This is a genomic window from Sphingomonas sp. URHD0057 (genome assembly GCF_000620665.1).
Lineage (GTDB): Bacteria > Pseudomonadota > Alphaproteobacteria > Sphingomonadales > Sphingomonadaceae > Sphingomicrobium.
In genome coordinates, this window is sequence record NZ_JIAU01000008.1 from 23,701 (window position 1) to 46,087 (window position 22,387).

Genomic DNA, 22,387 nt, shown 5'->3' on the forward strand with positions numbered 1-22,387 from the left:
GCAAGCGGGGGTCCCGCTGCCTTCAACACGAGCGGATTCCCGCTTTCGCGGGAATGACGAATCAGGGAATGCGACGGTTGCTCGCCAGATGATGCGCGTGGGTGATTGCCACGGCCAGCGCGTCGGCGGCGTCCGGCCCCGCGATCGGCGCGCCGGGCAGCAGCCGCAAGACCATCGCATGGACTTGGACTTTCTCGGCATTGCCGTTTCCGACCACGGCTTTTTTGACCAGCCGCGCGGCATATTCGCCGACCTCGATCTCCGCGCGCGCGGCAACCATCAGGACAACGCCGCGCGCCTGCCCGAGCTTGAGCGTCGATTGCGGGTTCTTGTTGACGAAGACTTCCTCGACCGCAGCGGTGGTCGGGCGCTGCTCCGCGATGAGAGCTTCGAGCTGCTCGGCAAGCGCTGCAAGCCGGCGCGGCAGCGGCGCGTGGGTGTCGGTCTTGAGCTGGCCGTTGGCGAGGTGCCGCAGCCGATTGCCGTCCGCCTCGATCAGCCCCCAGCCAGTGGTGCCGAGGCCCGGGTCAAGGCCGAGGATCTTCACGCGAGGTTGGCCAGCTCCTCGTCCGGGACCTTTTCATTGCCCCAGACGGTCTGGACGTCGTCGTCCTCCTCGAGCGCGTCCAGCAGCTTCAGCAGTTGCTGCGCATCCTCGCCGCGGACCTCGACCTCGATCGACGGCCGCCACGCGAGCTTGGCGCCTTCGCCTTCGCCGAGCATCGGCTCGAGCGCCTTGGCGACCTCATGGAGGGTGTCGATGCTGGTCCAGATGCGATGGCCGTCCTCGTCGCTTTCGACATCGTCGGCGCCGGCCTCGATCGCCGCTTCGAGTACCTTCTCATCATCTCCGACCGTGGCCGGATATTCGATCAGCCCCAGCCGCTCGAAGCCGTGGCTGACGCTTCCCCCGGCGCCGAGATTGCCGCCGTTCTTGGAGAAAGCCGTGCGGACATTGGTGGCGGTGCGGTTGCGATTGTCGGTCAGAGCCTCGACGATGATGGCGACGCCGCCGGGGCCGAAGCCCTCGTAGCGGATTTCCTCGTAATTCTCGGCGTCCGCGCCCGCTGCCTTGTCGATCGAGCGCTGGATATTGTCCTTGGGCATCGACTGCGCCCGCGCCGCGATGACCGCGGCGCGAAGCCGCGCGTTCGCCTCCGGATCGGGAAGCCCCATCTTTGCCGCGACGGTGATTTCGCGGCTCAGCTTCGAAAACAAGGCGGAGCGCTTCTTATCCTGCGCCCCCTTGCGGTACATGATGTTCTTATATTTGGAATGGCCCGCCATAGCGTTCTCTTATGCCAGCCCGAGCGCCTGGCGATAGGTCTCCAGCACCGCGTCCTGCTCCTGCCGGGTATGCGACTCCATTCTCCGCAAGCGGACGATCATCCGCATGATCTTGGGGTCGTAACCGTTGGCCTTGGCCTCCGCGTAGACATCACGGACGTCGTCGCTGATGCCCTTTTTCTCTTCCTCGAGCCGCTCGATCCGCTCGATAAATAGCCGCAGCTGATCCGCTGCGACGGCGCCTTCCGCCATGTCGTTCATTCTCCGCTTTTGAGGTTTGAAGCGCGGCTCTAGCGGCTTGAACCGTCATATCAAGCGGCTATGGCAGCCGCTCGCCACGCCGCAGGAGCACAAGTGACCGAAACTCTGGCGCCCCGTTCGCGCAAGGTGAAGATACTGGCGACGCTGGGCCCGGCATCGAGCGACAAGCGCACGATCCGCAAGCTGATGCTGGCCGGCGCCGATGCCTTTCGCATCAACATGAGCCACGGCGACCAGAAGTCGAAGACGCGGCTGGTCAACGCCATTCGCGAGCTGGAGAAGGAGTTTCAGCGGCCGACCACCATCCTGTTCGACCTTCAGGGCCCCAAGCTTCGCGTCGGCCAGTTCGAAGGCGGCGAGACCGTGCTTCAGGGCGGCCGCAAGTTCTTCTTCGACCAGGATTCGGCGATGGGCGACGCGAACCGCGTCCAGCTGCCCCATCCCGAGCTGTTCGAAGCGGTCAAGGCCGGGACCAACATCCTGATCGACGACGGCAAGGTACGCTTGCGCGTGCTCGAGGCCGACGGCGGACGTATCGTCAGCGAAGTCGTCGTCGGCGGCACCGTGTCCGACAACAAGGGGGTCAACGTCCCCGACGTGCTGGTCCCGATCCCGGCGCTGACCGAGAAGGACCGCTCCGACCTCGCCTTCGCGCTCGACCAGCGCGCCGACTGGGTCGCCTTGTCCTTCGTTCAGCGGCCCGAGGACGTCGCCGAGGCACGGTCTCTGATCGGCGACCGCGCCGCGCTGCTCGCCAAGATCGAGAAGCCGGCGGCGATCGACCGCCTGAACGACATCATCGCTCTGTCCGACGCGGTGATGGTCGCCCGCGGCGACCTCGGCGTCGAGCTTCCGCCCGAGCAGGTGCCGCCATTGCAGAAGCGGATCGTCGCCTGCGCGCGCGAGTTCGGCAAGCCGGTCATCGTCGCCACCCAAATGCTCGAGTCGATGATCACCTCGCCGACGCCGACCCGCGCGGAGGTCAGCGACGTCGCCACCGCGATCTACGACGGCGCAGACGCGGTGATGCTGTCGGCGGAAAGTGCGGCGGGCGATTATCCGGTCGAGGCGGTGGCGATGATGGACCGCATCGCCGTCAGCGCCGAGCGCGATCCCTCCTACCAGGCGCGCATCCATTTCACCGAGACCCGCCTCGAGCCGACCACCGCCGACGCGCTCGCCGCCTCAGCGCGGCAGATCGCCAGCACCATCTCGGCGACGGCGATGGTCTGCTACACAAGCTCGGGCTCGACGGCGCGGCGCATCGCCCGCGAGCGGCCGACGGTGCCGCTGCTGGCGATGAGCGCGTCACTGCACACGGCGCGGCGAATGGGGCTGCTGTGGGGCGTCCACGCGGTCCACACCCGCGACGTTTCCAGCTTCGAGGAGATGGTCGAAAAGGCCAAGCGCATGGCGTTGCGTCACAAGATCGCAACCGGCGGCGACCGCCTGATTCTGATGGCCGGCATCCCGTTCGGGACCGCGGGATCGACCAACGTAATCCACGTCGTCCGCCTGATCGGCGACGAGCTCGATCGCTATCAGGCGAGCAAGGTGTCGGCGCGCAATTAGAATTGCGAGGATTGGCTGACAGTCAGCTGAGCGAGGAATGCGCCTCGCGAGCCAGAGCGGCGACCACCTCCTCGATGTCGGCTGAAAGCTCGCCCGACAGCCACGCGTGCAACAAGCCGATCTGACCTGCCGCAATGTACAGCGCGGTGGCGCGCCTGGTGCGCCCTGTCATCCCTGGCTGTTCGCAGAGCGCCTCTTCGATCAACACGGCGAGGCGGCGGCGGATGGGTTGGACGAGCGGCGGGCCGAACACGGATTTGCCCAGCCTGCGGTTGTCCCAGAAATGCGACACCAGAAAACGCAGCCTGGCCGGATCCAGCTGCCCGGTAGCCGCGCGCGCCAATTCGCCGAGCATGCCCTCCATCAGGCTGCGCAGGACATCATCCTTGCCCTTGTAGTGTTCGTAGAATGTCGACTTGCCGATATTGGCGGTGACGATCAGATCGGCGGTGCTGAACTCTTCATAACGGCGGTTGAGGGCAAGATCGACGAAGGCCTTGCGAATGGCGTCGCGCGTGCGCTGCCGCCGACGATCGATGGTGATCAGGTCGTTCATGCGCCCCTTCGGCGGACAATCTCATTCGAAAGTCCGGTAACGGACGCCGGCCGACCGATCTCCGGCCATCGCCCGTCCGAGCTTGCTAACACCCCCATTCGTATCGGCGGGAGGGTGGACAATTGCAAGCATCGGACAATGATGGACCGGACATAGTTCGGTCCGCCGATCGCAGCGCTGGAAACCTGGCGATTGCGGCCGCGGTTGCGTCAGTCGCTCTGGCGCTGCTTCATCCCGGAGGCCAGGCGCGATCCTTTTCGGATTTTGTCGTGGAAGAGGCAAAGAATCAGCGGATGGACCTGATCGTCCATGGTGGTTTCATCTTTGTCTTCGCGCTTCAATTGATTTGCTACGGCGTGCTGTCGCGGCGCTTGGAAAGCGGACGCCTCGCGGCGCGATCGGCCTATGTTTTCTTCGCGTCGGGCGTGGCCTGGATCAGCCTCAATTTGCTGTTCGACGGGCTTATCCAGCCGATGATTGCCGTTCGTTATGGCGCTCCGGACCAGATCGAAACGGGTCGCAGCCTGTTTGTGCTGATTGGTGCGCTGGGTCGTTACGTCATGCCGATCGGTTTGACCTTCCTCGCCTTGTCGGTGCTCGCCTGGGGCTGGGCGCTGATTGAAGCGGATGTGCGAACTCTAGGCCGCATTGCGCTGGGACTTGGGGCCGTGCTTGGCGCTTTGGTGGTGGTCGGGATCGCGGCAGGGATGCCGATGGCATTTATGGCCGTTTTCTTCGGAATGGCCGTTTGGGGCGGCCTCGCCGGGGCGGCGTTGCGCCGCCAGACCTGACGCCAAATCACGTCATTGCATCGCACTTGGACCAGCAGGCCGCTTACCGTGTGATGCGCGATAGCGTGCCGCCCGGACTTTCCACGTTACTTGGCTCGATCCTCGTCTTCGCGCATTAATGCGTTCCGTGAGCAATCGTGACAGCCACCCCTTCGCCAGCTTTTTCCAGGCGGGCTTCGAATGTTCGTCGCACCGGCGGCGCGACGGCGTTCGCCTCGACCTCATTCGCGCGACCAGCCACGACAAGCACGTGCTGCGCGACTATCGGCAGTGCAAGCAGCTCGGCTTCGGCACGATCCGCGACGGCCTGCGCTGGCATTTGATCGAAAAATCGCCGGGCAAGTACGATTGGTCGAGCTGGCGGCCGGCGCTGGAGGCAGCCGAAGCGGTCGGGATGCAAGTCATCTGGGATCTGTTCCACTACGGCTCGCCCGATTGCGTCGACCAGGCTGCCGCCGACTTCCCGCAGCGCTTCACCGATTTCGCGATGGTCGCGCTCGAGCTCCATGAAGAGATCAGCGGCCGCCCGGCTTTCGTCTGCCCGCTGAACGAGATCAACTTCCTCTCATGGGCGATCGACGACGAATATTTCCCGCGCGTCGGCCCGGACGAGCAAGGCTGGTTCAAGCGCCAGCTGATCCGGACCGCGATCATGGCGGCGCGGGCAATCAAGCAGCGCTGGCCGGCGACCACGATCGTCTGGGCGGAGCCGCTGATCCACATTGCCCCGCACGACCGCCGCCGCCAGACGGTGCGCGCCGCACAAGCGAACCTTCGCGGGATGTATGAGGCCTATGACTGGATCATGGGCCTGGCCGAGCCGGAGTTCGGCGGCGATCCGTCGCTGATCGACCTGGTCGGCCTCAACTATTACCCACACAACCAATGGTATTTCCAGGGGCCCACCATCCCCATGGGCCATCACGAATATCGCCCGCTCGCCGACATGCTGGTCGAAATGTCCGAGCGCTATCGAAAGCCGGTCTTCCTCTCCGAGACGGGCGCCGAGGGCTCGGGCAAGCCGTCATGGCTCCACTATGTGTGCAACGAGGTGCGCGACGCGATGAGCCGGGGCGCGGATATTCGCGGCGTCTGCTGGTACCCGATCACCGCTTATCCCGGCTGGGACAACAGCCGTCACGCCGAGACCGGATTGCTGTCGTCGGTCGTCGCCGACGGCAGCCGCCACGTCGACCAGCGCCTGCTCGCGGAATTCGAGGCGCAGCGCGAGCTATTCGCTGCGTCGCAGAACGGATCAGGTGACCGGCGACGGCTGCGGTCCGTCTGACGGAGTTCCAACGTACGGCCAGCCGTCGCGCCACTGGATCTTGTCGATCAACAGGATGCGCCGGCTGTTGATCTCGTCCTCCTGTCGCTGGCGCGGGCGATTCACGTCGATCGCATGATAGATAATCCAGGTATCGCCGGCCTCGTCGGTGACGATCGAATTGTGTCCGGGCGCAAGCCAGCGCTCGCTCTTGTATAGCATGAGGCTGTGCGGAACGTTGCGCGCTTCCTCGAGCGTTTCGAACGGTCCGGTCGGTGACGTCGATCGGGCGACCATCACGCCATATTCGGCGTCCGGTCCGCAGCAATTGTCGCCCGAGTAAAAGAGATAATAAAAATCGTCATGGCGGATCACCCAGGCCGCTTCGACCAATCGCGGGAACGCGCCTTTCACGGGGTTGGGCCAGATCAGGTTGGTCGGTTCGCTTCCGGGCGCGAACGACATTCCGTCGGGACTCAGCTCCTGCACCCGAATCGGCTGGAAGCCCGAACCCCAGTAAAGCCAGTGCTTGCCGCTCGCCGGGTCCACGAACACCATCGGGTCGATATATTCAAAGCCGACGCCAAGCAGCAGCGGCATGCCCATGTCGACGAACGGGCCGGCCGGCGAATCCGACGTCGCGACCGCGAGGCAATGCCCGCGCTGCGGGTCGTGGCAGGCGTCGTGTGTCGCCGAATAGTACATGATGTAACGCGCACCGTCGTAAAGCACGTAGGGCGCCCAAACGTCCTGCGTCGCCCGTGCCCACGCCGGCTTTTCAGGCAGTGCGTCGCCGAGGTGCTGCCAGTTCACGAGGTCGGGTGAGCGCGCGACCTGAACGTTGATCCAGTTGTGATCGCGCTGCGTCTGCGTCGCGTAGGCATAATAATAACTGTCGGGCGCGCGGATGACCGCCGGGTCCGGAAAATCCGCGTCGAGGACCGGGTTGCGATAGGTGCCGGTGAGGGGCGCAGGAAGGGTGGTCGAGCTTGCGTTCGTCACTCAGCGGCAACGGCGCTCGGCTTCGCTCGTTCCCGCTTCTCGTCGATCTTTCGGAAGGTCGCCAGCGCCTGCCCGACGATCTGGTCCATGTTGTAATAGCGGTAGGTCGCCAGGCGCCCGACGAAGGTCACGCCCTCGGTTTCATCGGCAAGCGTTTCGTAGCGCTTGAACAGCTCCTGATTCTCCGCCCGCGGGATCGGATAATATGGATCGCCCTCAGCCGACGGATATTCGTAGGTGATTGTCGTCACTGGAGCCTGCTGCCCGGTCAAGTGCTTGTATTCGCTGATCCGCGTGTAGGGCACGTCGGGTGAGGGATAATTGACCGTGCCGACGGGCTGATGGAGCTCCTCGTCGAGCGTCTTGTGATCGAACTTGAGGCTCCGGTACGGCAGCTTGCCGAAGCGAAACTCGAAATATTCGTCGATCGGGCCCGTGTAGATGATGTGGTCCGCCGCTACGCCTTCGCGAACGTCGCGGAAGTCGACGCCGGTGCGCACCTCGATCCGCGGATGGTCGAGCATGCGTTGGAACATCGCGGTGTAACCATCGCGCGGCATCGCCTGGAAGGTGTCGGTGAAGTAGCGGTCGTCGGTGTTGGTCCGGGTCGGGATTCGCGCCGTCACCGACTTGTCGAGCTCGGAAGGATCGAGTCCCCATTGCTTGCGCGTATAGCCTTGGAAAAACAGCTCGTAGAGCTCGCGCCCGACGGCGTTGACGACGACGTCCTCCGACGTCTTGATCTCATCGACGGGCTCGGCGCGCGAGGCTAGATAGGCGGCCGCTTCCGCGTCCGTCTTAAGGTCCAGCCCGAACAGCTCGTTCAGCGTCGTCCGGTTGATCGGGATCGGCACCTGCCGGCCGCGGACGACCGCCAGCACGCGATGTTCGTACGGCCGCCATTGGGTGAACTGCGAGAGGTAATCCACGACTTGGTCGCTGTTGGTGTGGAAAATGTGCGGGCCATATCTGTGATAGAGGATGCCCGCCTCGTTCTTCTCGTCATAGGCGTTGCCGCCGATGTGGGGACGGCGATCGATCAGCAGCACACGCGCGCCATGCTGGCTCGCCAGCCGCTCGGCGAGGATCGAGCCGGCGAACCCCGCTCCAACGATCAGATAGTCGTAGCGGCCGTCGCGCCCGGCCGCGCGATCCTGGCCGGTCATTCCGCTGCGACGAGCAGAGCCGGCGAAGTCCCAGGCTGGCGCGTACCGAGCAGGTCGCCGATCAGCGCCGCCATCCGTGCCTGCGTCGTGTCCCAGCTCGACGCCGACAGCATGAGGTCGGCTTCGGCCAGCCAGCCGCCTTCAGGATTCCGCGACAGCTCGAGCGCTTCCTCGCACGCCGCGACGAACTCCTCCGGTGTCGAGGCGATCTTGACGCCCTCGAGCTGGCCATAATGGCGCACGACGTCACGGATCGGGGTCGACACCACCGGCTTGCCGCCGGCGAGATATTCCGGAGTTTTGGTGGGTGAGATGAACTGCGTCGACTCGTTCATCGCAAACGGCATCAGGGCGACGTCCCAGCCGCTGAGATAGGCCGGCAGCTGCTCGTAGGATTTGCTGCCGAGGTAATGGATGTTGGGTCGCCGCGGCAGATCTTCCTCGGAGATCTTGACCACCGGGCCGAGCATCACAAACGACCAATCGGGGCGCATCTCGGCGGCCTTGTCGAGCAGCTCGGTATCGAAGCGTTCGTCGATGACTCCGTAAAAACCAAGCCGCGGCAGGGGCAGGTCTTCCTGGTCGGCGGGCTCGAACTGGCGCGCGCGCGCCTTCATGAAATGGGTGCGGTCGACCGACGAAGGGAAGCAATAGACGCTCGGATGGCGATCCTTCTTCGCCTCGTACAGGCTCGACCCGCCGGTGAAGACGACGTCGGCGCGATCGATCAGCTCCTGCTCAAAGTCGAGCAGATGCTCGGGCGCAAACTTGAACTTCGAAAGCTCGTCCATGGCGTCATAGACGGTGACGTCGGGCGTGATGTGCTTCGAGAAAGGAAGCATCATCGGCGTGTAATACCAGGCGACGATCGGCCCGCGGATCGCGGAGATGTGCGCGTCGAGCAGGCGCTTCAGAGCGCCTTCGCGCGCGGCCTCCGGTATGCCTTGAGGAAGGTGCGGGACGACGATCCGAAGGTTGGCACTGCTGTCCGCCTCGCGGACCTTGAGGAACGGCGTTTCCTTGGGCCCGATGTCGACCGGCTCTTCCCAATAAATGACGGTCATATCGCGCGCGAAGCGGCTCATGAGATGCTGCGGCCGCTGGAACACAAAGTTCCACCGCAGGTGCGAGAAGCAGATCAGAGTTGTGGGCTGCAATTCCGGACCCGAATACTCGGTCTCCGACACAACAGGCACCCCGACGCGCGTAAGCATTTTCCGTTTATCCTCCGTGGTATGTTTGCCCGCCGAGTGAACGGCTTGAGAGGGATTACGGTTCCGCAACAGGGTCCCGGGTTAACCTGATTTAATACGATTGTGCAGTGCAGCATTCGCCAGTCCGCCCGATTGACCAGACGAATGTCGCGTGGAAGGACGGCGTCGGTCTAAGATGGGGACGAACCGCCGGATGGCAACTACGATCGAAGAGCTCGAGAAGCGGCGCGAGCTGGCGCGTCTCGGCGGCGGCGAGAAGCGAATCGCGGCGCAGCACGCCAAGGGCCGGCTGACCGCCCGCGAACGCCTATCGGTGCTGCTCGATCCCGGCAGCTTCGAAGAATATGACATGTTCGTCGAGCACAACGCGACCGATTTCGGAATGGCGGAACAGAAGATCCCGGGCGACGGCGTGGTCACCGGGTCGGGCACGATCAACGGCCGGCTGGTCTATGTCTTCGCGCAGGATTTCACCGTGTTCGGCGGCTCGCTCTCCGAGCGCCATGCGGAGAAGATCTGCAAAGTCATGGACATGGCGATGAAGGTCGGCGCGCCGGTGATCGGGCTCAACGACTCAGGCGGCGCGCGCATTCAGGAAGGGGTCGCGTCACTCGCCGGTTACGCCAACGTGTTCCAGCGCAACGTGCTCGCCAGCGGCGTCATCCCGCAGGTCAGCCTGATCATGGGCCCCTGCGCCGGCGGTGCCGTCTATTCGCCGGCGATGACCGACTTCATCTTCATGGTGAAGGATAGCTCCTACATGTTCGTCACCGGGCCGGAGGTGGTGAAGACCGTCACCAACGAAATCGTCACCCAGGAGGAATTGGGCGGCGCGGTTACCCACACGACCAAATCGGGGGTCGCCGACGTCGCGTTCGAGAACGACATCGACGCGCTTCTGGCGACCCGCGAGTTCTTCGACTTCCTGCCACTGTCGAACCGCCACGAGCAGCCGGAGCGGCCGTGCGAGGACCCGGTCGACCGGATCGAAGACAGCCTCGACACGCTCGTTCCGCCGAGCGCGGCGACCCCCTATGATATGCACGAGTTGATCCGGAAGGTCGCCGACGAGGGTGACTTCTTCGAGTTACAGCCGGCGCACGCGGCCAACATCATCATCGGCTTCTGCCGGATCGAAGGGCGCACGGTCGGAATCGTCGCTAACCAGCCGATGGTCCTGGCCGGAGTGCTCGACATCAACAGTGCGAAAAAGGCCGCCCGGTTCGTCCGCTTCTGCGACGCGTTCGACATTCCGATCCTGACCTTCGTCGACGTGCCCGGCTTCCTCCCCGGGGTCGGCCAGGAGCATCACGGCATCATCAAGCACGGCGCCAAATTGCTGTTCGCTTACGCCGAAGCGACCGTGCCCAAGATCACCGTGATCACGCGCAAGGCCTATGGCGGCGCCTACGACGTCATGTCGTCGAAGCATCTGCGCGGCGACTTGAACTACGCCTGGCCCACCGCCGAGATCGCGGTGATGGGCGCCAAAGGCGCGGTCGAGATCATCTTCCGCGGCAAGACGGCGAAGGAGATCGCCGAGCATACGCAAGAATATGAAGAGCGCTTCGCCAACCCCTTCGTGGCCGCGAGCATGGGCTTCATCGACGAGGTGATCATGCCCCACTCAACCCGCCGGCGCGTGGCGATGGGCCTGCGCAAGCTACGGAACAAGCAGCTCGAGAACCCATGGAAGAAGCACGACAACATCCCGCTCTGACGCCCGAGCAGCGGCTGTTCGAGTCGATCTACCTCATCGGCTCGCTGGTCCTTGTCGCCGCCATCTGCCTGCAAATCTTCCGCCGAATCGACGCGCTTTACCCGGCGATCCTGGGTGTCGGCGCGAGCAGGATATTGCTCGCCGCATGGCAACTTGTCGAACCGGGATGCTCCAGGACTGAACGGACTCGGCCCGGCCTTGTGTTCCTGATCGCCGCATGGGCAAGCACGATCGCTGTTCTGATATGGATGCACGGCAGATGAGCACCTACACCGCAACGATCCGCTGGCACCGCACCGGCAACGGCGATTTCACCAAGGGCCAGTACAGCCGCGCCCACGAATGGACATTCGACGGCGGGGTGACGGTGCCCGCGAGCGCGAGTCCGCACGTCGTCCCCGCTCCCTGGTCCGACCCGCAGGGGATCGATCCGGAGGAAGCGTTCATCGCCTCCCTCTCGTCATGCCACATGCTGTTCTTCATCGATTATGCGCGCCGCGACGGGTGGACGATCGACAGCTACCACGACGATGCCGAAGGGCTGATGGAGAAGCGCGCCGACGGCAAGATCGCGATGACCCGTGTGACCCTGCGCCCGCGCATCATCTGGCACGGCGTTCCGCCGGAGGAAGACGATATCGCCGACCTCCACCACCGCGCGCACGAAGCCTGCTTCATCGCCAATTCGGTCAACACGGAAGTGATAATCGACCAATGAAACTCGGCCGTCTCAATCATGTGGGTGTCGCGACGCCGTCGATCGAAAACAGCCTCGCGCTGTACAAAACCATGTTCGGCGCCGAGCCGCACGGGCCGGCGTTCGACCTGCCCGCGCAGGGCGTGCGCGTGTGCTTCGTCGACACGCCCAACAGCCAGATCGAGCTGATCGAGCCGTTCGGCGAGGATTCGCCGGTGCAAAAATTCCTCGAGAAGAACCCGCTCGGCGGCCAGCATCACGTCTGCTTCGAGGTCCCCGACATCCACGCCGCCAAGGCCGAGTTCGAGGCCAAGGGCGCGCGCGTGCTGGGCGAGCCGCGTGTCGGCGCCCACGGAACTTTGGTGTTCTTCGTGCACCCGAGGGACATGGGCGGCGTTTTGACCGAGATCATGGAAACGCCCGCAGCCGCTTGACGGATGTGCAACCTCTATACCCAGTCCAAATCGGTCGACGAGGTCGCGCGCCTGTTCCGCGACCTGCAGATGCCACTGAGCTTTCCCGACGACGTCCCCAATCTCGAGCCGCGCGAGATCGCGATCACCGATCGGGGACCGATCGTTCGCGCTGACAAGGGCGGCGAGTTCGACCTCGTCGTCCGGCGCTGGAGCTGGCCCGGCCCAGGCGGCAAGCCGGTCTTCAACTTCCGCTCCGACGGGCGCGAATTTTCCAGCGGCCGCTGCCTGATCGTCGCTGACCGCTTCTACGAGTTCACCAAGCCCGACGACGCCAAGGCAAAACGCAAGCACAAATGGCGCTTCACCTTGCGCGACGCCGAGCAGTTCGCGATCGCCGGGCTGTGGCGCACCGATCCGAGCGTCGGCGAAGCCTTCACCATGCTGACGACCGACCCCGGCGAGGACATCAAGCCCTACCACAACCGCCAGATCGTCGTGCTTCCGCCGGGCGATTTCGCGCGCTGGCTCGACCCGGCAGTGCCCGCCGCGGAGCTGTGCAAGCCGCTTCCGGCGGGCAGCTTGTCGGTCGAGCAGGTTTGCTGACGCAGCGGTACTCCTGCGAAGGCAGGAGCCCAGACTCTTTTGTTTTGGGCTGGACCCCTGCCTTCGCAGGGGTACACAGGCGCCGTGACTGAGAAGCCATCGAAATCCGATTGGGAAGCGCTGGCCGCGAAGGAAGCGCGGGGCAAGGACCTTTCGCGCGAGACCGTGGAGGGGATCAAGCTACAGACGGTTTACGGCCCGGAGAACTCCATCGACAGCGGCTTCCCCGGCCTGCCGCCCTACACCCGTGGGCCCTATGCGACGATGTACGCCGGCCGCCCGTGGACCATCCGCCAGTACGCCGGCTTCTCGACCGCCGAGGAATCCAACGCCTTCTACCGCCGCAACCTCGCCGCGGGACAGAAGGGCCTCAGCGTCGCGTTCGATCTCGCCACGCACCGCGGCTACGATAGCGACAATCCGCGCGTCGCCGGCGACGTCGGCATGGCGGGGGTCGCGATCGACACGGTCGAGGACATGAAATTGCTGTTCGACGGCATCCCGTTGGACAAAATGTCGGTCAGCATGACCATGAACGGCGCGGTGCTTCCGGTGATGGCTTTCTTCATCGTCGCCGGCGAGGAGCAGGGCGTGCCGCGCGCCGAGCTCACCGGCACGATCCAGAACGACATTCTGAAAGAGTTCGCGGTCCGCAACACCTACATCTACCCGCCCGAACCCTCGATGCGGATCGTCGCCGACATCATCGGCTACTGCGCGGCGGAGATGCCGAAGTTCAACTCGATCTCGATCAGCGGCTATCACATGCATGAAGCGGGGGCGACGGCGGTGCAGGAGCTCGCCTACACCCTCGCCGACGGCATGGAATATGTCCGCGTCGCCAAGGCCGACGGGCTCGACATCGACGATTTCGCGCCGCGGCTTTCGTTCTTCTTCGGCATCGGCATGAACCTGTTCATGGAGGTCGCCAAGCTGCGCGCTGCGCGCACTTTGTGGGCGCGGATCATGACCCAGCTCGGCGCGAAAGCGGAGAAGTCCAAGCTGCTGCGCACCCACTGCCAAACCAGCGGCGTCAGCCTGACCGAACAAGACGCGTACAACAATATCGTCCGCACGACGATCGAGGCGCTCGCCGCGGTGCTCGGCGGCACCCAGTCGCTGCACACCAACAGCTTCGACGAAGCGATCGCGCTGCCGACGGATTTCTCCGCACGCATCGCCCGCAACACGCAGCTGATTCTCGCCGAAGAAAGCGGCGTGACCGCGGTCGCCGATCCGCTCGGCGGCAGCTGGTACGTCGAAGCGCTGACTCGCGAGCTCGAGGAGAAAGCCTGGGCGCTGATCGAAGAGGTCGAGGCGCATGGCGGGATGACCAAGGCGGTCGCCGAAGGCCTGCCCAAGCACCGCATCGAGGAAGCCGCAGCGGCGCGCGCGGCCAAGGTCGATTTGGGCGAAACGGTGATCGTTGGCGTCAACCGCTACCGGCTGGCGGAGGAAGAAGAGCACGACATCCTCGAAGTCGACAATGCGCGGGTGCGCGCGGGCCAGATCGCGCGGATCGAGAAGGTGCGGGCGGGACGGGATGATGACAAAGCGCGTGCGGCGCTCGATGCCCTCGAAACGGGCGCGCGAGGCGACGAAAACCTACTGGCGCTGAGTGTCGACGCGGCACGCGCTCGATGCACGCTCGGGGAAATCTCCGACGCGCTCGAACGGGCGTTCGGCCGCTACGGGACGGTGCCCGAGCCGGTGCGCGGGATCTACGGCAAGGCGCGGCGCGACGGGCGCTGGAAAGCGGCGGAGCAGGGCACGCAATCCGTCGCCGACCGCCTCGGCCGCAAGCCGCGGATCATGGTCGCCAAGATGGGCCAGGACGGCCACGACCGCGGCGCGAACCTGGTATCGTCGGCCTTCACCGACCTCGGCTTCGAAGTGATCCCCGGCCCGCTATTCCAGACTCCGCGCGAGACCGCGCAAATGGCGGTCGAAGCGGACGTCGACGTGGTCGGCGCGTCATCGCTAGCCGCTGGTCACCGCACCCTCATCCCGGAGATGATCGAGGCGCTAAAGGACATGGGCCGCGCCGACATCAAGGTCGTCGCCGGCGGCGTCATCCCGCCGCAGGATTATGGCGCGCTGCGCGCCGCGGGCGTGCAGGCGATCTTCGGCCCCGGCACCAATCTTGCGGACGCCGCCGACGAAGTGCTGCGCCTGCTCGGCCACAACCGCCCGCCGATGGATGAGGCTGCGGAGTGAGCGCCTCTCCGACACGGGTGCCCGCGTCTGAAGCAATCGCGTCAATCAGGGAATGCACGCAAGGTGGGGGGCGGATTCTGGGCGTCGATGGATTTGTGATCGTTCCCGAAGTTTCGTGGCTGATTTTGATCTCATGCTCGACGTTTCCGATCGCCCGACGACTGCAGAACAGGCTGCGACGGAAGCAGAAGCTTTCATTAGTAAGCACGCCCGATCGGATGTGATTTGGGAAGTTTGGACGGAGACCACCTAGTGACTGTGCGCAACCGCTGATGTTCAAGAAAATCCTGATCGCCAATCGCGGGGAGATTGCGTGCCGGGTGATCCGCACTGCTCGGCGGATGGGGATCAACACCGTCGCGGTCTATTCCGACGCGGACGCTCGCGCGCCGCATGTCCGCATGGCCGACGAGAGTGTGCGGCTTGGGCCGCCACCTGCGTCTGAATCCTACCTCAAGGCAGAGCTGATCATCGACGCGTGCAAGGCGACCGGCGCCGAGGCCGTGCACCCCGGCTATGGCTTCCTGTCGGAGCGCGAGAGTTTCGCCAAAGCGCTCACCAAGGCCGGGATCGCGTTCATCGGGCCGCCGCCCAAGGCGATCGCGGCGATGGGCGACAAGATCGAGTCCAAGAAGCTGGCGCAGAAAGCCGGCGTCAACATCGTCCCCGGTTATCTCGACGACATCGCCACGACGGCTGAAGCCGTCAACATAGCCAAGGGCATCGGCTATCCGGTGATGATGAAGGCCTCGGCCGGCGGTGGCGGTAAGGGCATGCGGCTCGCGTACACCGAAAAGGATATCCGCGAGGGCTTTGAGAGCGTGAAGCGCGAAGGCTTGAACAGCTTCGGCGACGACCGCGTGTTCATCGAGAAATTCATCGAGGCGCCGCGCCACATCGAAATCCAGGTGCTCGGCGACCAGCACGGCAACGTGCTCTATCTGGGCGAGCGCGAATGCTCGATTCAGCGCCGCAACCAGAAGGTGGTCGAAGAAGCGCCGTCGCCCTTCGTCACGCCGGCGATGCGCAAAGCGATGGGCGAGCAGGCGGTCGCGCTGGCCAAGGCGGTCGGATATTATTCGGCGGGGACGGTCGAGCTGATCGTCAACGGCGCCGACCCCAGCGGCAAGAGCTTCTACTTCCTCGAAATGAACACAAGGCTGCAGGTCGAGCATCCGGTGACTGAGGAGGTGACCGGGCTGGATTTGGTCGAGCAGATGATTCGCGTCGCGGCGGGGGAGAAGCTGGCGTTCACGCAGGACGACGTGAAGCTCGACGGCTGGTCGGTCGAAACGCGGGTGTACGCCGAAGACCCATACCGCGGGTTCTTGCCGAGCACGGGGCGGTTGGTGCGGTATGAACCGCCACAAACTCGTCATCCCCGCGAAAGCGGGGACCCAGCGAAACAGGAAAAACTGGGTTCCCGCCTGCGCGGGAATGACGAAGTCAGGGTGAGAATTGACGACGGCGTCGCCGACGGCGGCGAGGTCAGCATGTTCTACGACCCGATGATCGCCAAGCTGATCACCTGGGCGCCGACGCGCGAACAGGCGATCGACGCGCAGGTCGACGCGCTCGATGCGTTCGTGGTCGACGGCATCCACGACAATGTCGATTTCCTCTCCGCGCTGATGCAGCACCCGCGCTTTCGCAAAGGCGACCTCGCGACCGATTTCATCGCCGACGAATTTCCCGAAGGCTTCCACGGCGCGCCCGCCGACGCGCAGCTCATCGCCGACCTCGCGGTGATCGCCGGCATGGTCGCGACGATCACCGATGAGCGCGCTGCCGAGATCGACGGCCAGCTCGGCCCGCGCACGTATCTGTCGTGCGACCGCGTCGTGTGCATCGCGGGCGCGGAGCATCGCGTGCGCATCAAGCCTTATAAGGGCGGCACGCTGGCCCTCCTGAATGACGGCGACCTGATCGACATCATCGGCCGCTGGGTGCCGGGGCAGCGGCTGCTCGCGGTCGATGTCGACGGGCGGCGGCGCATCGTCCAGGTGCGCCGCGTCGGCCGCGGGTGGGAGCTGCAGTCGCGCGGCGCAAGCCACAAAGTGCAGGTGCTCAGCCCGCACATTGCCGAGCTCGCGCATCACATGATCGAGAAGGTGCCGCCCGATCTGTCGCGGCTGCTGCTGGCGCCGATGCCGGGGCTGCTGACGCGGCTCGACGTGGCGGTCGGCGACAAGGTCGAGGCCGGCCAGCCGGTCGCGGTGATGGAAGCGATGAAGATGGAGAATATCCTCCGCGCCGGCCGCGCCGCGACGGTCAAGGCGACTCCGGCCAAGCCTGGCGACAGCCTCGCGGTCGATCAGGTCATCGTGGAGTTTGAGTAGCTACTAGACTGGTGGGTGGCGAACGTGTGCTCCATCGGCCGCTAGCAACTGCGCACGCTCCAAGCTCCACTCGAAGCAGGACTCATTACAGTTGGGAATTACTATGTATTGGCGTGCATGAAGCACTCCACGGAACACGACCGGAATTCTGGCGCCGCTAATGGATTTGGTTGCCTGTCCAACAATCGTCCAGGCACGTTTGCTGTCCGGAAGGCCAACCTCGCCGTGGAGCTTGATCGACTGATTTTCGCAGCTTTCGGCGTAAAGCTCCGCATTGTGCGGACTAAGAATGTAGAGACCACTCACCGTGACCGACTTCTCACGATACGACTCTTTCTGACTCATCATCTGACAAAACGGAATCGCGTGCGCGAAGAGTTCTTGGCAGACCAGCGGTGGTTGCGGAGTGCAGCCGACTGAAGCTTCAGCAAGCACGAGAACTATCATAAGCGCGGTTTTCTTCACCGGTTGGCACTCCTCAACTCGCTCCGCCTGAGCTTGCCCGTCGCCGTCTTCGGCAGTGCGTCCACGAACTCGATCTCGCGCGGATATTTGTAGGGGGCGATCTCAGCCTTGGCGTGGGCCTGGAGCTCGGCGACGAGCTCGTCCGAGGCTTCCGCGTCCGCCGCCAGCACCACGAACGCCTTCACCTTTTGCCCGCGCTCAGGGCAGGGCACGCCGATCACCGCGCATTCGGCGACCGCAGGGTGCGACAGCAGCGCATTCTCCACTTCGGGCGCGCCGATATTGTAGCCCGAGCTGACGATCATGTCGTCGTTGCGCGCGAGGTACCAATAATAGCCGTCGGCGTCGCGGCGGTAGGTGTCGCCGGTGACGTTCCAGCGCTCCGCCACGTAATCGGCCTGGCGCGGGTCATCGAGGTAGCGGCAGCCGGTCGGGCCCTTGACCGCGAGGCGGCCGACGCCTTCGTCCATCGGCTTGCCGTCCGCATCGAGCACGGTCGCTTCATAGCCAGGCACCGCCTTGCCGGTCGCGCCGGGGCGGATGTCCTCGCCCGCGGCGGAGACGAAAATGTGCATCATCTCGGTCGATCCGATGCCGTCGGTGATCGCGATCCCCGTGCGCTCGTGCCACGCGCGCCAAATTGCCTCGGGCAAATGCTCACCGGCCGAGATGCAATAGCGGAGGGTCTTGAGCGCGGCGTCGAGGTTCGGCTGCGACAGCATCGCTTTGTAGGCGGTCGGCGCGGTGCCAAGATGGCTCACGCCGAACTTCGCAATCGCCTCGAGCAGCGCGGGAGGACTCGCCTGTTCGAGCGTGGCACTTGCGGCGCCGAAGCGCAGCGAGAACATCGGCGTGATCCCGAGGCCGAACGTAAACGCCATCGGCGCTGAGGTCAGGAACACGTCGTCGGGCTTGGGGCCGACCAGATGCTTCGCGAACGTGTCGCACGGTGCGAGCACGTCGCGGTGGAACTGGACGCAGCCTTTTGGAATACCGGTCGTGCCGCTAGTGAAGGCGATGATGCACGGGTCGTCGCGGCCGGTGTCGGCGGGCGGCAGCGGTACCAACGGCGCGGTGCGGGTCTCAAGTTCGCCCTTCCCGTAGTCCCCGTCATATTTGATGATGTGCTTGACGAAATGCGTCTGGTCGACCGCCTGGCGGAAGTCGCCGATGAACCGGCTGTCGACGATCGCGTGGGAGATTTGTGCGCGCTCGATCACGGTCGCGATCTCGCCGGGGCGGAGCAAAGGCATGGTCGCGACCACCACGCCGGCGGCCTTGAGCACGCCGAGCCAGGCGGCGAATATCGTGTAACCGTTGGACCCTCGCAGCAGCACACGGTTGCCGGGGACGAGGCCGTGCTCCTCGATGAGCAGCCGCGCGATGCGCCCGCTGAAGTCGTCGAGATCGGCGTAGGTCCAGCGGCCATGATCGTTGACGATCGCCAGCGCGTCCGGGGCGCCGCCCCTGAGCAATTCCGCCGCCGCGTTCAGCCGCTCGGGATATCGAAGCTCGGGCAGGTCGAAACGGAATTCCGGAAGTAGCTCCGGCGGCGGCAGCCTGTCACGAACAAAGGAGTCGTACTCGCTCATTTCGTCATCCCCACGAAAGTGGGGACCCAGCGAAACAGAAACTGGGTTCCCGCTTGCGCGGGAATGACGATGGAGAGGGTTGCATCACTCCTCGACCACCGCCGTCGTTTCGATCTCGACGAGCGCAGCGTTTTCAACCAGGCCTTTGACCTCAACCAGCGCCATCGCGGGGTAATTCTTGCCCATGATCTCGCGCCACGCTCCGCCAATCTCGTCGCGCGAGTTGAGATATTCGGCGCGGTCGATCACGTAGATGGTCATGCGCACGATATGCTGCGGCCCGGCGCCGTCCTGGGCGAGGATTTCGAGCGTATTCATCAACGCCCGCGCGAACTGGCCGTGGAGCGTATGTTCCGGGAAGCTTTCGCGCTCGTCCCATCCGACGATTCCGCCGGTGAAGATCATCCGGCCCCTGGCGCTGATGCCGTTCGAATAGCCCTTGGGCCGCGGCCAGCCGGGCGGTTGCAGGATCTTCATGCCGCGCCCCCTTTGAGCAAATCGCGGGCGATGATCTGGCGCTGCACCTCGCTCGCGCCCTCGTAGATGCGCAAGCTCCGGATGTCGCGGTACAGCTCCTCGACCTTGACGCCCTTGGTCACTCCCGCGCCACCATGCATTTGCACCGCCGCGTCGATCACCTGCTGCGCGCTTTCGGTCGCATGGAGCTTGGCCATGGCCGCGGCGCGGCGGTTGTCGGTACCACCAATGTCCTGCTGCCAAGCGGCGCGATAGATCAGCAGCACCGAGGCATCGATTGCCAGCGCCATGTCGGCGAGCTTCTCCTGAGTCACCGCATTGTCGGCGAGCGTGCCGCTGCCGAGCCGGCGCTTTGAAGCGAAGGCCAGCGCCTCGTCGAGCGCGCGCCGGGCGAATCCCAACGCCGCGGCACCGACCGTGACGCGGAACAGGTTGAGCGTCTCCATGCCGATGTGAAAGCCTTCGCCCGGCTCGCCGATGATCGCATCGGCCGGGATGCGGACATTGTCATATTTCAGCCGCGCCAGCGGATGCGGCGCGATGACGTGGATTCGCTCGGCGACTTCGACCGCTTCGGCCGGCACGATGAACGCCGAGAGGCCGCGCGCGCCCTCGCCTTCGCCGGTTCGCGCGAAGGTCACGTAAAAGTCCGCGATGCCGCCGTTGGAAATGTAAGTCTTCTCCCCGACGATGACCCATTCGTTGCCGTCGCGCATCGCCGACGTGGACATGTTCGCGGCGTCGGACCCGCAGTCGGGCTCGGTCATCGCGAAGGCGGCAATCGCCTCGCCCGCCGCGACGCGCGGCAGCCACTCGCGCTTTTGCTCGACGGTTCCGAACAGGCTGATCGCGCCGGAGCCCAGCCCCTGCATCGCGAAGGCGAAGTCGACGAGGCCATGGTATCGCGCGAACGTCTCGCGGCAGAGCGCGAGGCTGCGCACGTCGGGGCGGCGCTCGGCGTCACCGACGCACAATTTGAGGAAGCCTGCCTTGCCGAGCTCGGCGACGGTCGCGCGGACCGCAGCGTCCTCATCCGACGCTTCGGCGTCGTGGATCGTCGCTTCGCACCAGGCCTCGAGGTCGCTCGCCAGCTCGCGATGGCGCTCCTCGAAAAACGGCCAGGCGAGGAAGCTCTTGTCGCTCATCAGTCGCCCTGGAACTCCGGCATGCGCTTGTTCGCGAACGCCTCATAGGCGCGATGGAAATCGCGGGTTTGCATGCAGCGCGCCTGCGCCCGCGCCTCCATCTTCAGCGCTTCCTCGATGGGCACGTTCCACTCCGCGTCGAGCTGCGCCTTGGTCACCGCGTGCGCCAGGCTCGGGCCGCCGGCGAGATCGCGGGCAAGCGCCTGCGCATCGGCAAGGACGTTATCGCTAAGGCGATTCCAGAAGCCCCAGGCGTGCCCTTCCTCGGCGCTCATGTTGCGCCCGGTGAACAGCAGCTCGGCGGCGCGGCCGTGGCCGATGATCCGCGGCAGGATCGCGCACGCGCCCATGTCCGCGCCCGACAGGCCAACGCGGGTGAATAGAAAGGCGGTCTTGGCATCGGACGCGGCGAGCCTGAGGTCGCTGGCCATCGCCAGGATCGCCCCCGCGCCCGCGCAAACGCCTTCGACCGCAGCGATGATCGGTTGCGGGCACAGGCGCATGGCGCGCACCAGATCGCCGGTCATGGTGGTGAACTCGATCAGCCCATCGTGATCCATTTTGGTCAGCGGGCCGATGATCTCGTGGACGTCCCCGCCCGAGCAGAAATTGCCGCCGGCGCCGCTGATTACGACGGCTTTCACGGCGTAAGTTTGGTCGAGATTGTAGAAGGTCGCGCGAAGCTCGTTATAGCTCTCGAAGGTCAGTGGGTTCTTGCGCTCGGGGCGGTTGAGCGTGATCGTCGCGACGCCGTCGGCATAGTCCCACCGGAAATGCTCGGGCGTGAAGGCGGCGGGATCGAAGCTCACGCGCTGGTCCCTCCGTCGATGGTGATCGCGGCGCCGTTCACGTCCTGCGACTGGGCCAGGCACAAAGTCATGATCATCGTCCCGATGGTGTCCGGATGGACCAGCCGGCCGCTCGCATTCTGCCCCTCGATGGCGGCGCGCGACTGCTCTTCGCTGCGGCCGGTCTTGGCCATCACGCGGGCAATCGAATCCGATGTCATCTGCGTATCGACATAGCCCGGGCAGACCGCGTTGACGGTGAGGCTGGTCCTGGCGAACTCGACCGCGAGGCTGCGCATCAGCCCGAGGACGCCATGCTTCGAGGCGGCATAAGGCGCCGCATAAGGGACCCCGCGCAGGCTCGCGACCGAAGCGACGAAGATCAGCCGTCCGTGCTCGCTCGCCAGCAAATCGGGCAGCGCCGCCTGCGCGCAGTCGAACGCGGCGGTGAGGTTGGTGGCGATGATCCGGTCCCAGCTCTCGCGCGTGGTCTTTGCGAACGGCGCGCTGTCCGCGATCCCGGCGTTGACGATCAGCATCTCGATCGGGCCGTTTGTGGCGCGCGCTTCGTCGAACGCCCGGTCGATATCGCCGCGGTCGGTGACGTCGGCCTGGACCGCGGTGCCGCCGACGATGTTGCGGACGAATTCGAGCGGCTCGGCCCGGCGTCCGAGCACCGTGACCTTCGCTCCGGCAGCGTTGAGATGGGTCGCCGCCGATGCGCCGATGCCCGTCCCGCCGCCGGTGATGAGAGCGTGTCGCGATTGCAGCCAGTCGGGCATCGCGCGAGCATTGGCCCAAGCCCAATAAGG

At 64.9% G+C, this 22,387-nt stretch carries 23 protein-coding genes; 10 read left to right on the forward strand and 13 right to left on the reverse strand.

The window, feature by feature from the left end:
* Window positions 1-61: 61 nt before the first annotated feature.
* The 3 genes from ruvC to N539_RS0107005 are packed head-to-tail and all read right to left on the reverse strand — an operon-like array spanning window position 62 to window position 1,539.
* Entirely contained in the window at window positions 62-547 is a 486-nt protein-coding gene (ruvC, locus tag N539_RS0106995; RefSeq protein WP_028969696.1) for a crossover junction endodeoxyribonuclease RuvC, read from the reverse strand.
* On the reverse strand, window positions 544-1,287 hold the full coding sequence (locus N539_RS0107000) for a YebC/PmpR family DNA-binding transcriptional regulator (protein WP_028969697.1): 744 nt from the start codon (window positions 1,285-1,287) through the stop codon (window positions 544-546). Before N539_RS0107000 ends, ruvC begins: the two co-directional genes overlap by 4 nt.
* Before the next feature lie 9 nt (window positions 1,288-1,296).
* Window positions 1,297-1,539, reverse strand: a complete 243-nt coding sequence (locus tag N539_RS0107005) for a DUF2312 domain-containing protein (RefSeq protein WP_028969698.1) — start codon at window positions 1,537-1,539, stop codon at window positions 1,297-1,299.
* A gap of 102 nt (window positions 1,540-1,641) precedes the next feature.
* Here N539_RS0107005 and pyk point away from each other — a divergent pair, with 102 nt between their 5' ends.
* On the forward strand, window positions 1,642-3,120 hold the full coding sequence (pyk, locus tag N539_RS0107010) for a pyruvate kinase (protein WP_028969699.1): 1,479 nt from the start codon (window positions 1,642-1,644) through the stop codon (window positions 3,118-3,120).
* A 22-nt stretch (window positions 3,121-3,142) separates the two neighbouring features.
* On the opposite strand, the gene N539_RS17715 is transcribed toward pyk, so the two are convergent.
* Entirely contained in the window at window positions 3,143-3,676 is a 534-nt protein-coding gene (locus N539_RS17715; protein ID WP_028969700.1) for a TetR/AcrR family transcriptional regulator, read from the reverse strand.
* Between the two features lie 293 nt (window positions 3,677-3,969).
* On the opposite strand from N539_RS17715, the gene N539_RS15880 reads away from it, so the two are divergent.
* On the forward strand, window positions 3,970-4,467 hold the full coding sequence (locus N539_RS15880) for a hypothetical protein (protein ID WP_037552521.1): 498 nt from the start codon (window positions 3,970-3,972) through the stop codon (window positions 4,465-4,467).
* 127 nt (window positions 4,468-4,594) lie between these two features.
* Window positions 4,595-5,755 carry a hypothetical protein gene (locus N539_RS15885; protein WP_197018365.1) on the forward strand — a complete coding sequence of 387 codons (1,161 nt, stop codon included), beginning with the start codon at window positions 4,595-4,597 and terminating at the stop codon, window positions 5,753-5,755.
* Here the strand turns inward: N539_RS15885 and N539_RS15890 are convergent.
* From N539_RS15890 to N539_RS18980, 3 genes are read right to left on the reverse strand one after another with little or no spacing between them, the layout of a single operon-like run.
* Window positions 5,723-6,736 carry a glycoside hydrolase family 43 protein gene (locus tag N539_RS15890; RefSeq protein ID WP_051531600.1) on the reverse strand — a complete coding sequence of 338 codons (1,014 nt, stop codon included), beginning with the start codon at window positions 6,734-6,736 and terminating at the stop codon, window positions 5,723-5,725. The genes N539_RS15885 and N539_RS15890 overlap by 33 nt on opposite strands.
* The gene (gene glf / locus N539_RS18975) at window positions 6,733-7,902 is read right to left on the reverse strand and encodes a UDP-galactopyranose mutase (RefSeq protein ID WP_037552522.1); all 1,170 of its coding nucleotides are present in this window, start codon (window positions 7,900-7,902) and stop codon (window positions 6,733-6,735) included. Before glf ends, N539_RS15890 begins: the two co-directional genes overlap by 4 nt.
* Window positions 7,899-9,089: a glycosyltransferase family 1 protein gene (locus N539_RS18980; protein ID WP_231462941.1), complete on the reverse strand. Its 1,191-nt coding sequence runs from the start codon at window positions 9,087-9,089 to the stop codon at window positions 7,899-7,901. The genes glf and N539_RS18980 overlap by 4 nt, the downstream gene beginning before the upstream one ends.
* Window positions 9,090-9,309: 220 nt before the next feature.
* Here N539_RS18980 and N539_RS0107045 point away from each other — a divergent pair, with 220 nt between their 5' ends.
* The 7 genes from N539_RS0107045 (at window position 9,310) to N539_RS0107075 (ending at window position 17,108) form a co-directional block, all read left to right on the forward strand.
* On the forward strand, window positions 9,310-10,836 hold the full coding sequence (locus N539_RS0107045) for an acyl-CoA carboxylase subunit beta (RefSeq protein WP_028969702.1): 1,527 nt from the start codon (window positions 9,310-9,312) through the stop codon (window positions 10,834-10,836).
* On the forward strand, window positions 10,806-11,099 hold the full coding sequence (locus N539_RS0107050; protein ID WP_028969703.1) for a hypothetical protein: 294 nt from the start codon (window positions 10,806-10,808) through the stop codon (window positions 11,097-11,099). Before N539_RS0107045 ends, N539_RS0107050 begins: the two co-directional genes overlap by 31 nt.
* Entirely contained in the window at window positions 11,096-11,554 is a 459-nt protein-coding gene (locus N539_RS0107055) for an OsmC family protein (RefSeq protein ID WP_028969704.1), read from the forward strand. The genes N539_RS0107050 and N539_RS0107055 overlap by 4 nt, the downstream gene beginning before the upstream one ends.
* Window positions 11,551-11,967, forward strand: a complete 417-nt coding sequence (mce, locus tag N539_RS0107060; protein ID WP_028969705.1) for a methylmalonyl-CoA epimerase — start codon at window positions 11,551-11,553, stop codon at window positions 11,965-11,967. Before N539_RS0107055 ends, mce begins: the two co-directional genes overlap by 4 nt.
* A 3-nt stretch (window positions 11,968-11,970) precedes the next feature.
* Entirely contained in the window at window positions 11,971-12,552 is a 582-nt protein-coding gene (locus N539_RS0107065) for an SOS response-associated peptidase (protein ID WP_028969706.1), read from the forward strand.
* A gap of 84 nt (window positions 12,553-12,636) precedes the next feature.
* The gene (gene scpA / locus N539_RS0107070) at window positions 12,637-14,769 is read left to right on the forward strand and encodes a methylmalonyl-CoA mutase (protein ID WP_028969707.1); all 2,133 of its coding nucleotides are present in this window, start codon (window positions 12,637-12,639) and stop codon (window positions 14,767-14,769) included.
* A 272-nt stretch (window positions 14,770-15,041) separates the two neighbouring features.
* A complete protein-coding gene (locus tag N539_RS0107075; RefSeq protein ID WP_028969708.1) occupies window positions 15,042-17,108 on the forward strand; it encodes an acetyl-CoA carboxylase biotin carboxylase subunit in 2,067 nt (688 codons plus the stop codon).
* A 3-nt stretch (window positions 17,109-17,111) separates the two neighbouring features.
* Here N539_RS0107075 and N539_RS18440 read toward each other — a convergent pair whose 3' ends face one another.
* The 6 genes from N539_RS18440 to N539_RS0107100 all read right to left on the reverse strand — a co-directional run bounded on the left by N539_RS18440 (window position 17,112) and on the right by N539_RS0107100 (window position 22,357).
* The gene (locus N539_RS18440; RefSeq protein WP_156029818.1) at window positions 17,112-17,573 is read right to left on the reverse strand and encodes a hypothetical protein; all 462 of its coding nucleotides are present in this window, start codon (window positions 17,571-17,573) and stop codon (window positions 17,112-17,114) included.
* A complete protein-coding gene (locus N539_RS0107080) occupies window positions 17,570-19,165 on the reverse strand; it encodes an AMP-binding protein (RefSeq protein ID WP_028969709.1) in 1,596 nt (531 codons plus the stop codon). The genes N539_RS18440 and N539_RS0107080 overlap by 4 nt, the downstream gene beginning before the upstream one ends.
* A gap of 84 nt (window positions 19,166-19,249) precedes the next feature.
* Window positions 19,250-19,642, reverse strand: coding sequence for a RidA family protein (locus N539_RS0107085; protein ID WP_028969710.1), 393 nt, complete (start codon window positions 19,640-19,642; stop codon window positions 19,250-19,252).
* Window positions 19,639-20,787 carry an acyl-CoA dehydrogenase family protein gene (locus N539_RS0107090; RefSeq protein ID WP_028969711.1) on the reverse strand — a complete coding sequence of 383 codons (1,149 nt, stop codon included), beginning with the start codon at window positions 20,785-20,787 and terminating at the stop codon, window positions 19,639-19,641. Before N539_RS0107090 ends, N539_RS0107085 begins: the two co-directional genes overlap by 4 nt.
* Entirely contained in the window at window positions 20,787-21,596 is an 810-nt protein-coding gene (locus tag N539_RS0107095) for an enoyl-CoA hydratase family protein (RefSeq protein ID WP_028969712.1), read from the reverse strand. The genes N539_RS0107090 and N539_RS0107095 overlap by 1 nt, the downstream gene beginning before the upstream one ends.
* Entirely contained in the window at window positions 21,593-22,357 is a 765-nt protein-coding gene (locus tag N539_RS0107100) for an SDR family NAD(P)-dependent oxidoreductase (protein ID WP_028969713.1), read from the reverse strand. The genes N539_RS0107095 and N539_RS0107100 overlap by 4 nt, the downstream gene beginning before the upstream one ends.
* Window positions 22,358-22,387: the final 30 nt, after the last annotated feature.

What these genes read in the sequence shown, in the direction of transcription:
- N539_RS0107000 (WP_028969697.1), bottom strand. Translation starts at nt 1,287, where the DNA reads ATGGCGGGCCATTCCAAATATAAGAACATCATGTACCGCAAGGGGGCG.
- N539_RS0107005 (WP_028969698.1), bottom strand. Translation starts at nt 1,539, where the DNA reads ATGGCGGAAGGCGCCGTCGCAGCGGATCAGCTGCGGCTATTTATCGAG.
- N539_RS17715 (WP_028969700.1), bottom strand. Translation starts at nt 3,676, where the DNA reads ATGAACGACCTGATCACCATCGATCGTCGGCGGCAGCGCACGCGCGAC.
- N539_RS15880 (WP_037552521.1), top strand. Translation starts at nt 3,970, where the DNA reads ATGGACCTGATCGTCCATGGTGGTTTCATCTTTGTCTTCGCGCTTCAA.
- glf (WP_037552522.1), bottom strand. Translation starts at nt 7,902, where the DNA reads ATGACCGGCCAGGATCGCGCGGCCGGGCGCGACGGCCGCTACGACTAT.
- N539_RS0107045 (WP_028969702.1), top strand. Translation starts at nt 9,310, where the DNA reads ATGGCAACTACGATCGAAGAGCTCGAGAAGCGGCGCGAGCTGGCGCGT.
- N539_RS0107050 (WP_028969703.1), top strand. Translation starts at nt 10,806, where the DNA reads ATGGAAGAAGCACGACAACATCCCGCTCTGACGCCCGAGCAGCGGCTG.
- N539_RS0107055 (WP_028969704.1), top strand. Translation starts at nt 11,096, where the DNA reads ATGAGCACCTACACCGCAACGATCCGCTGGCACCGCACCGGCAACGGC.
- mce (WP_028969705.1), top strand. Translation starts at nt 11,551, where the DNA reads ATGAAACTCGGCCGTCTCAATCATGTGGGTGTCGCGACGCCGTCGATC.
- N539_RS0107065 (WP_028969706.1), top strand. Translation starts at nt 11,971, where the DNA reads ATGTGCAACCTCTATACCCAGTCCAAATCGGTCGACGAGGTCGCGCGC.
- N539_RS0107075 (WP_028969708.1), top strand. Translation starts at nt 15,042, where the DNA reads ATGTTCAAGAAAATCCTGATCGCCAATCGCGGGGAGATTGCGTGCCGG.
- N539_RS0107080 (WP_028969709.1), bottom strand. Translation starts at nt 19,165, where the DNA reads ATGAGCGAGTACGACTCCTTTGTTCGTGACAGGCTGCCGCCGCCGGAG.
- N539_RS0107085 (WP_028969710.1), bottom strand. Translation starts at nt 19,642, where the DNA reads ATGAAGATCCTGCAACCGCCCGGCTGGCCGCGGCCCAAGGGCTATTCG.
- N539_RS0107090 (WP_028969711.1), bottom strand. Translation starts at nt 20,787, where the DNA reads ATGAGCGACAAGAGCTTCCTCGCCTGGCCGTTTTTCGAGGAGCGCCAT.
- N539_RS0107100 (WP_028969713.1), bottom strand. Translation starts at nt 22,357, where the DNA reads ATGCCCGACTGGCTGCAATCGCGACACGCTCTCATCACCGGCGGCGGG.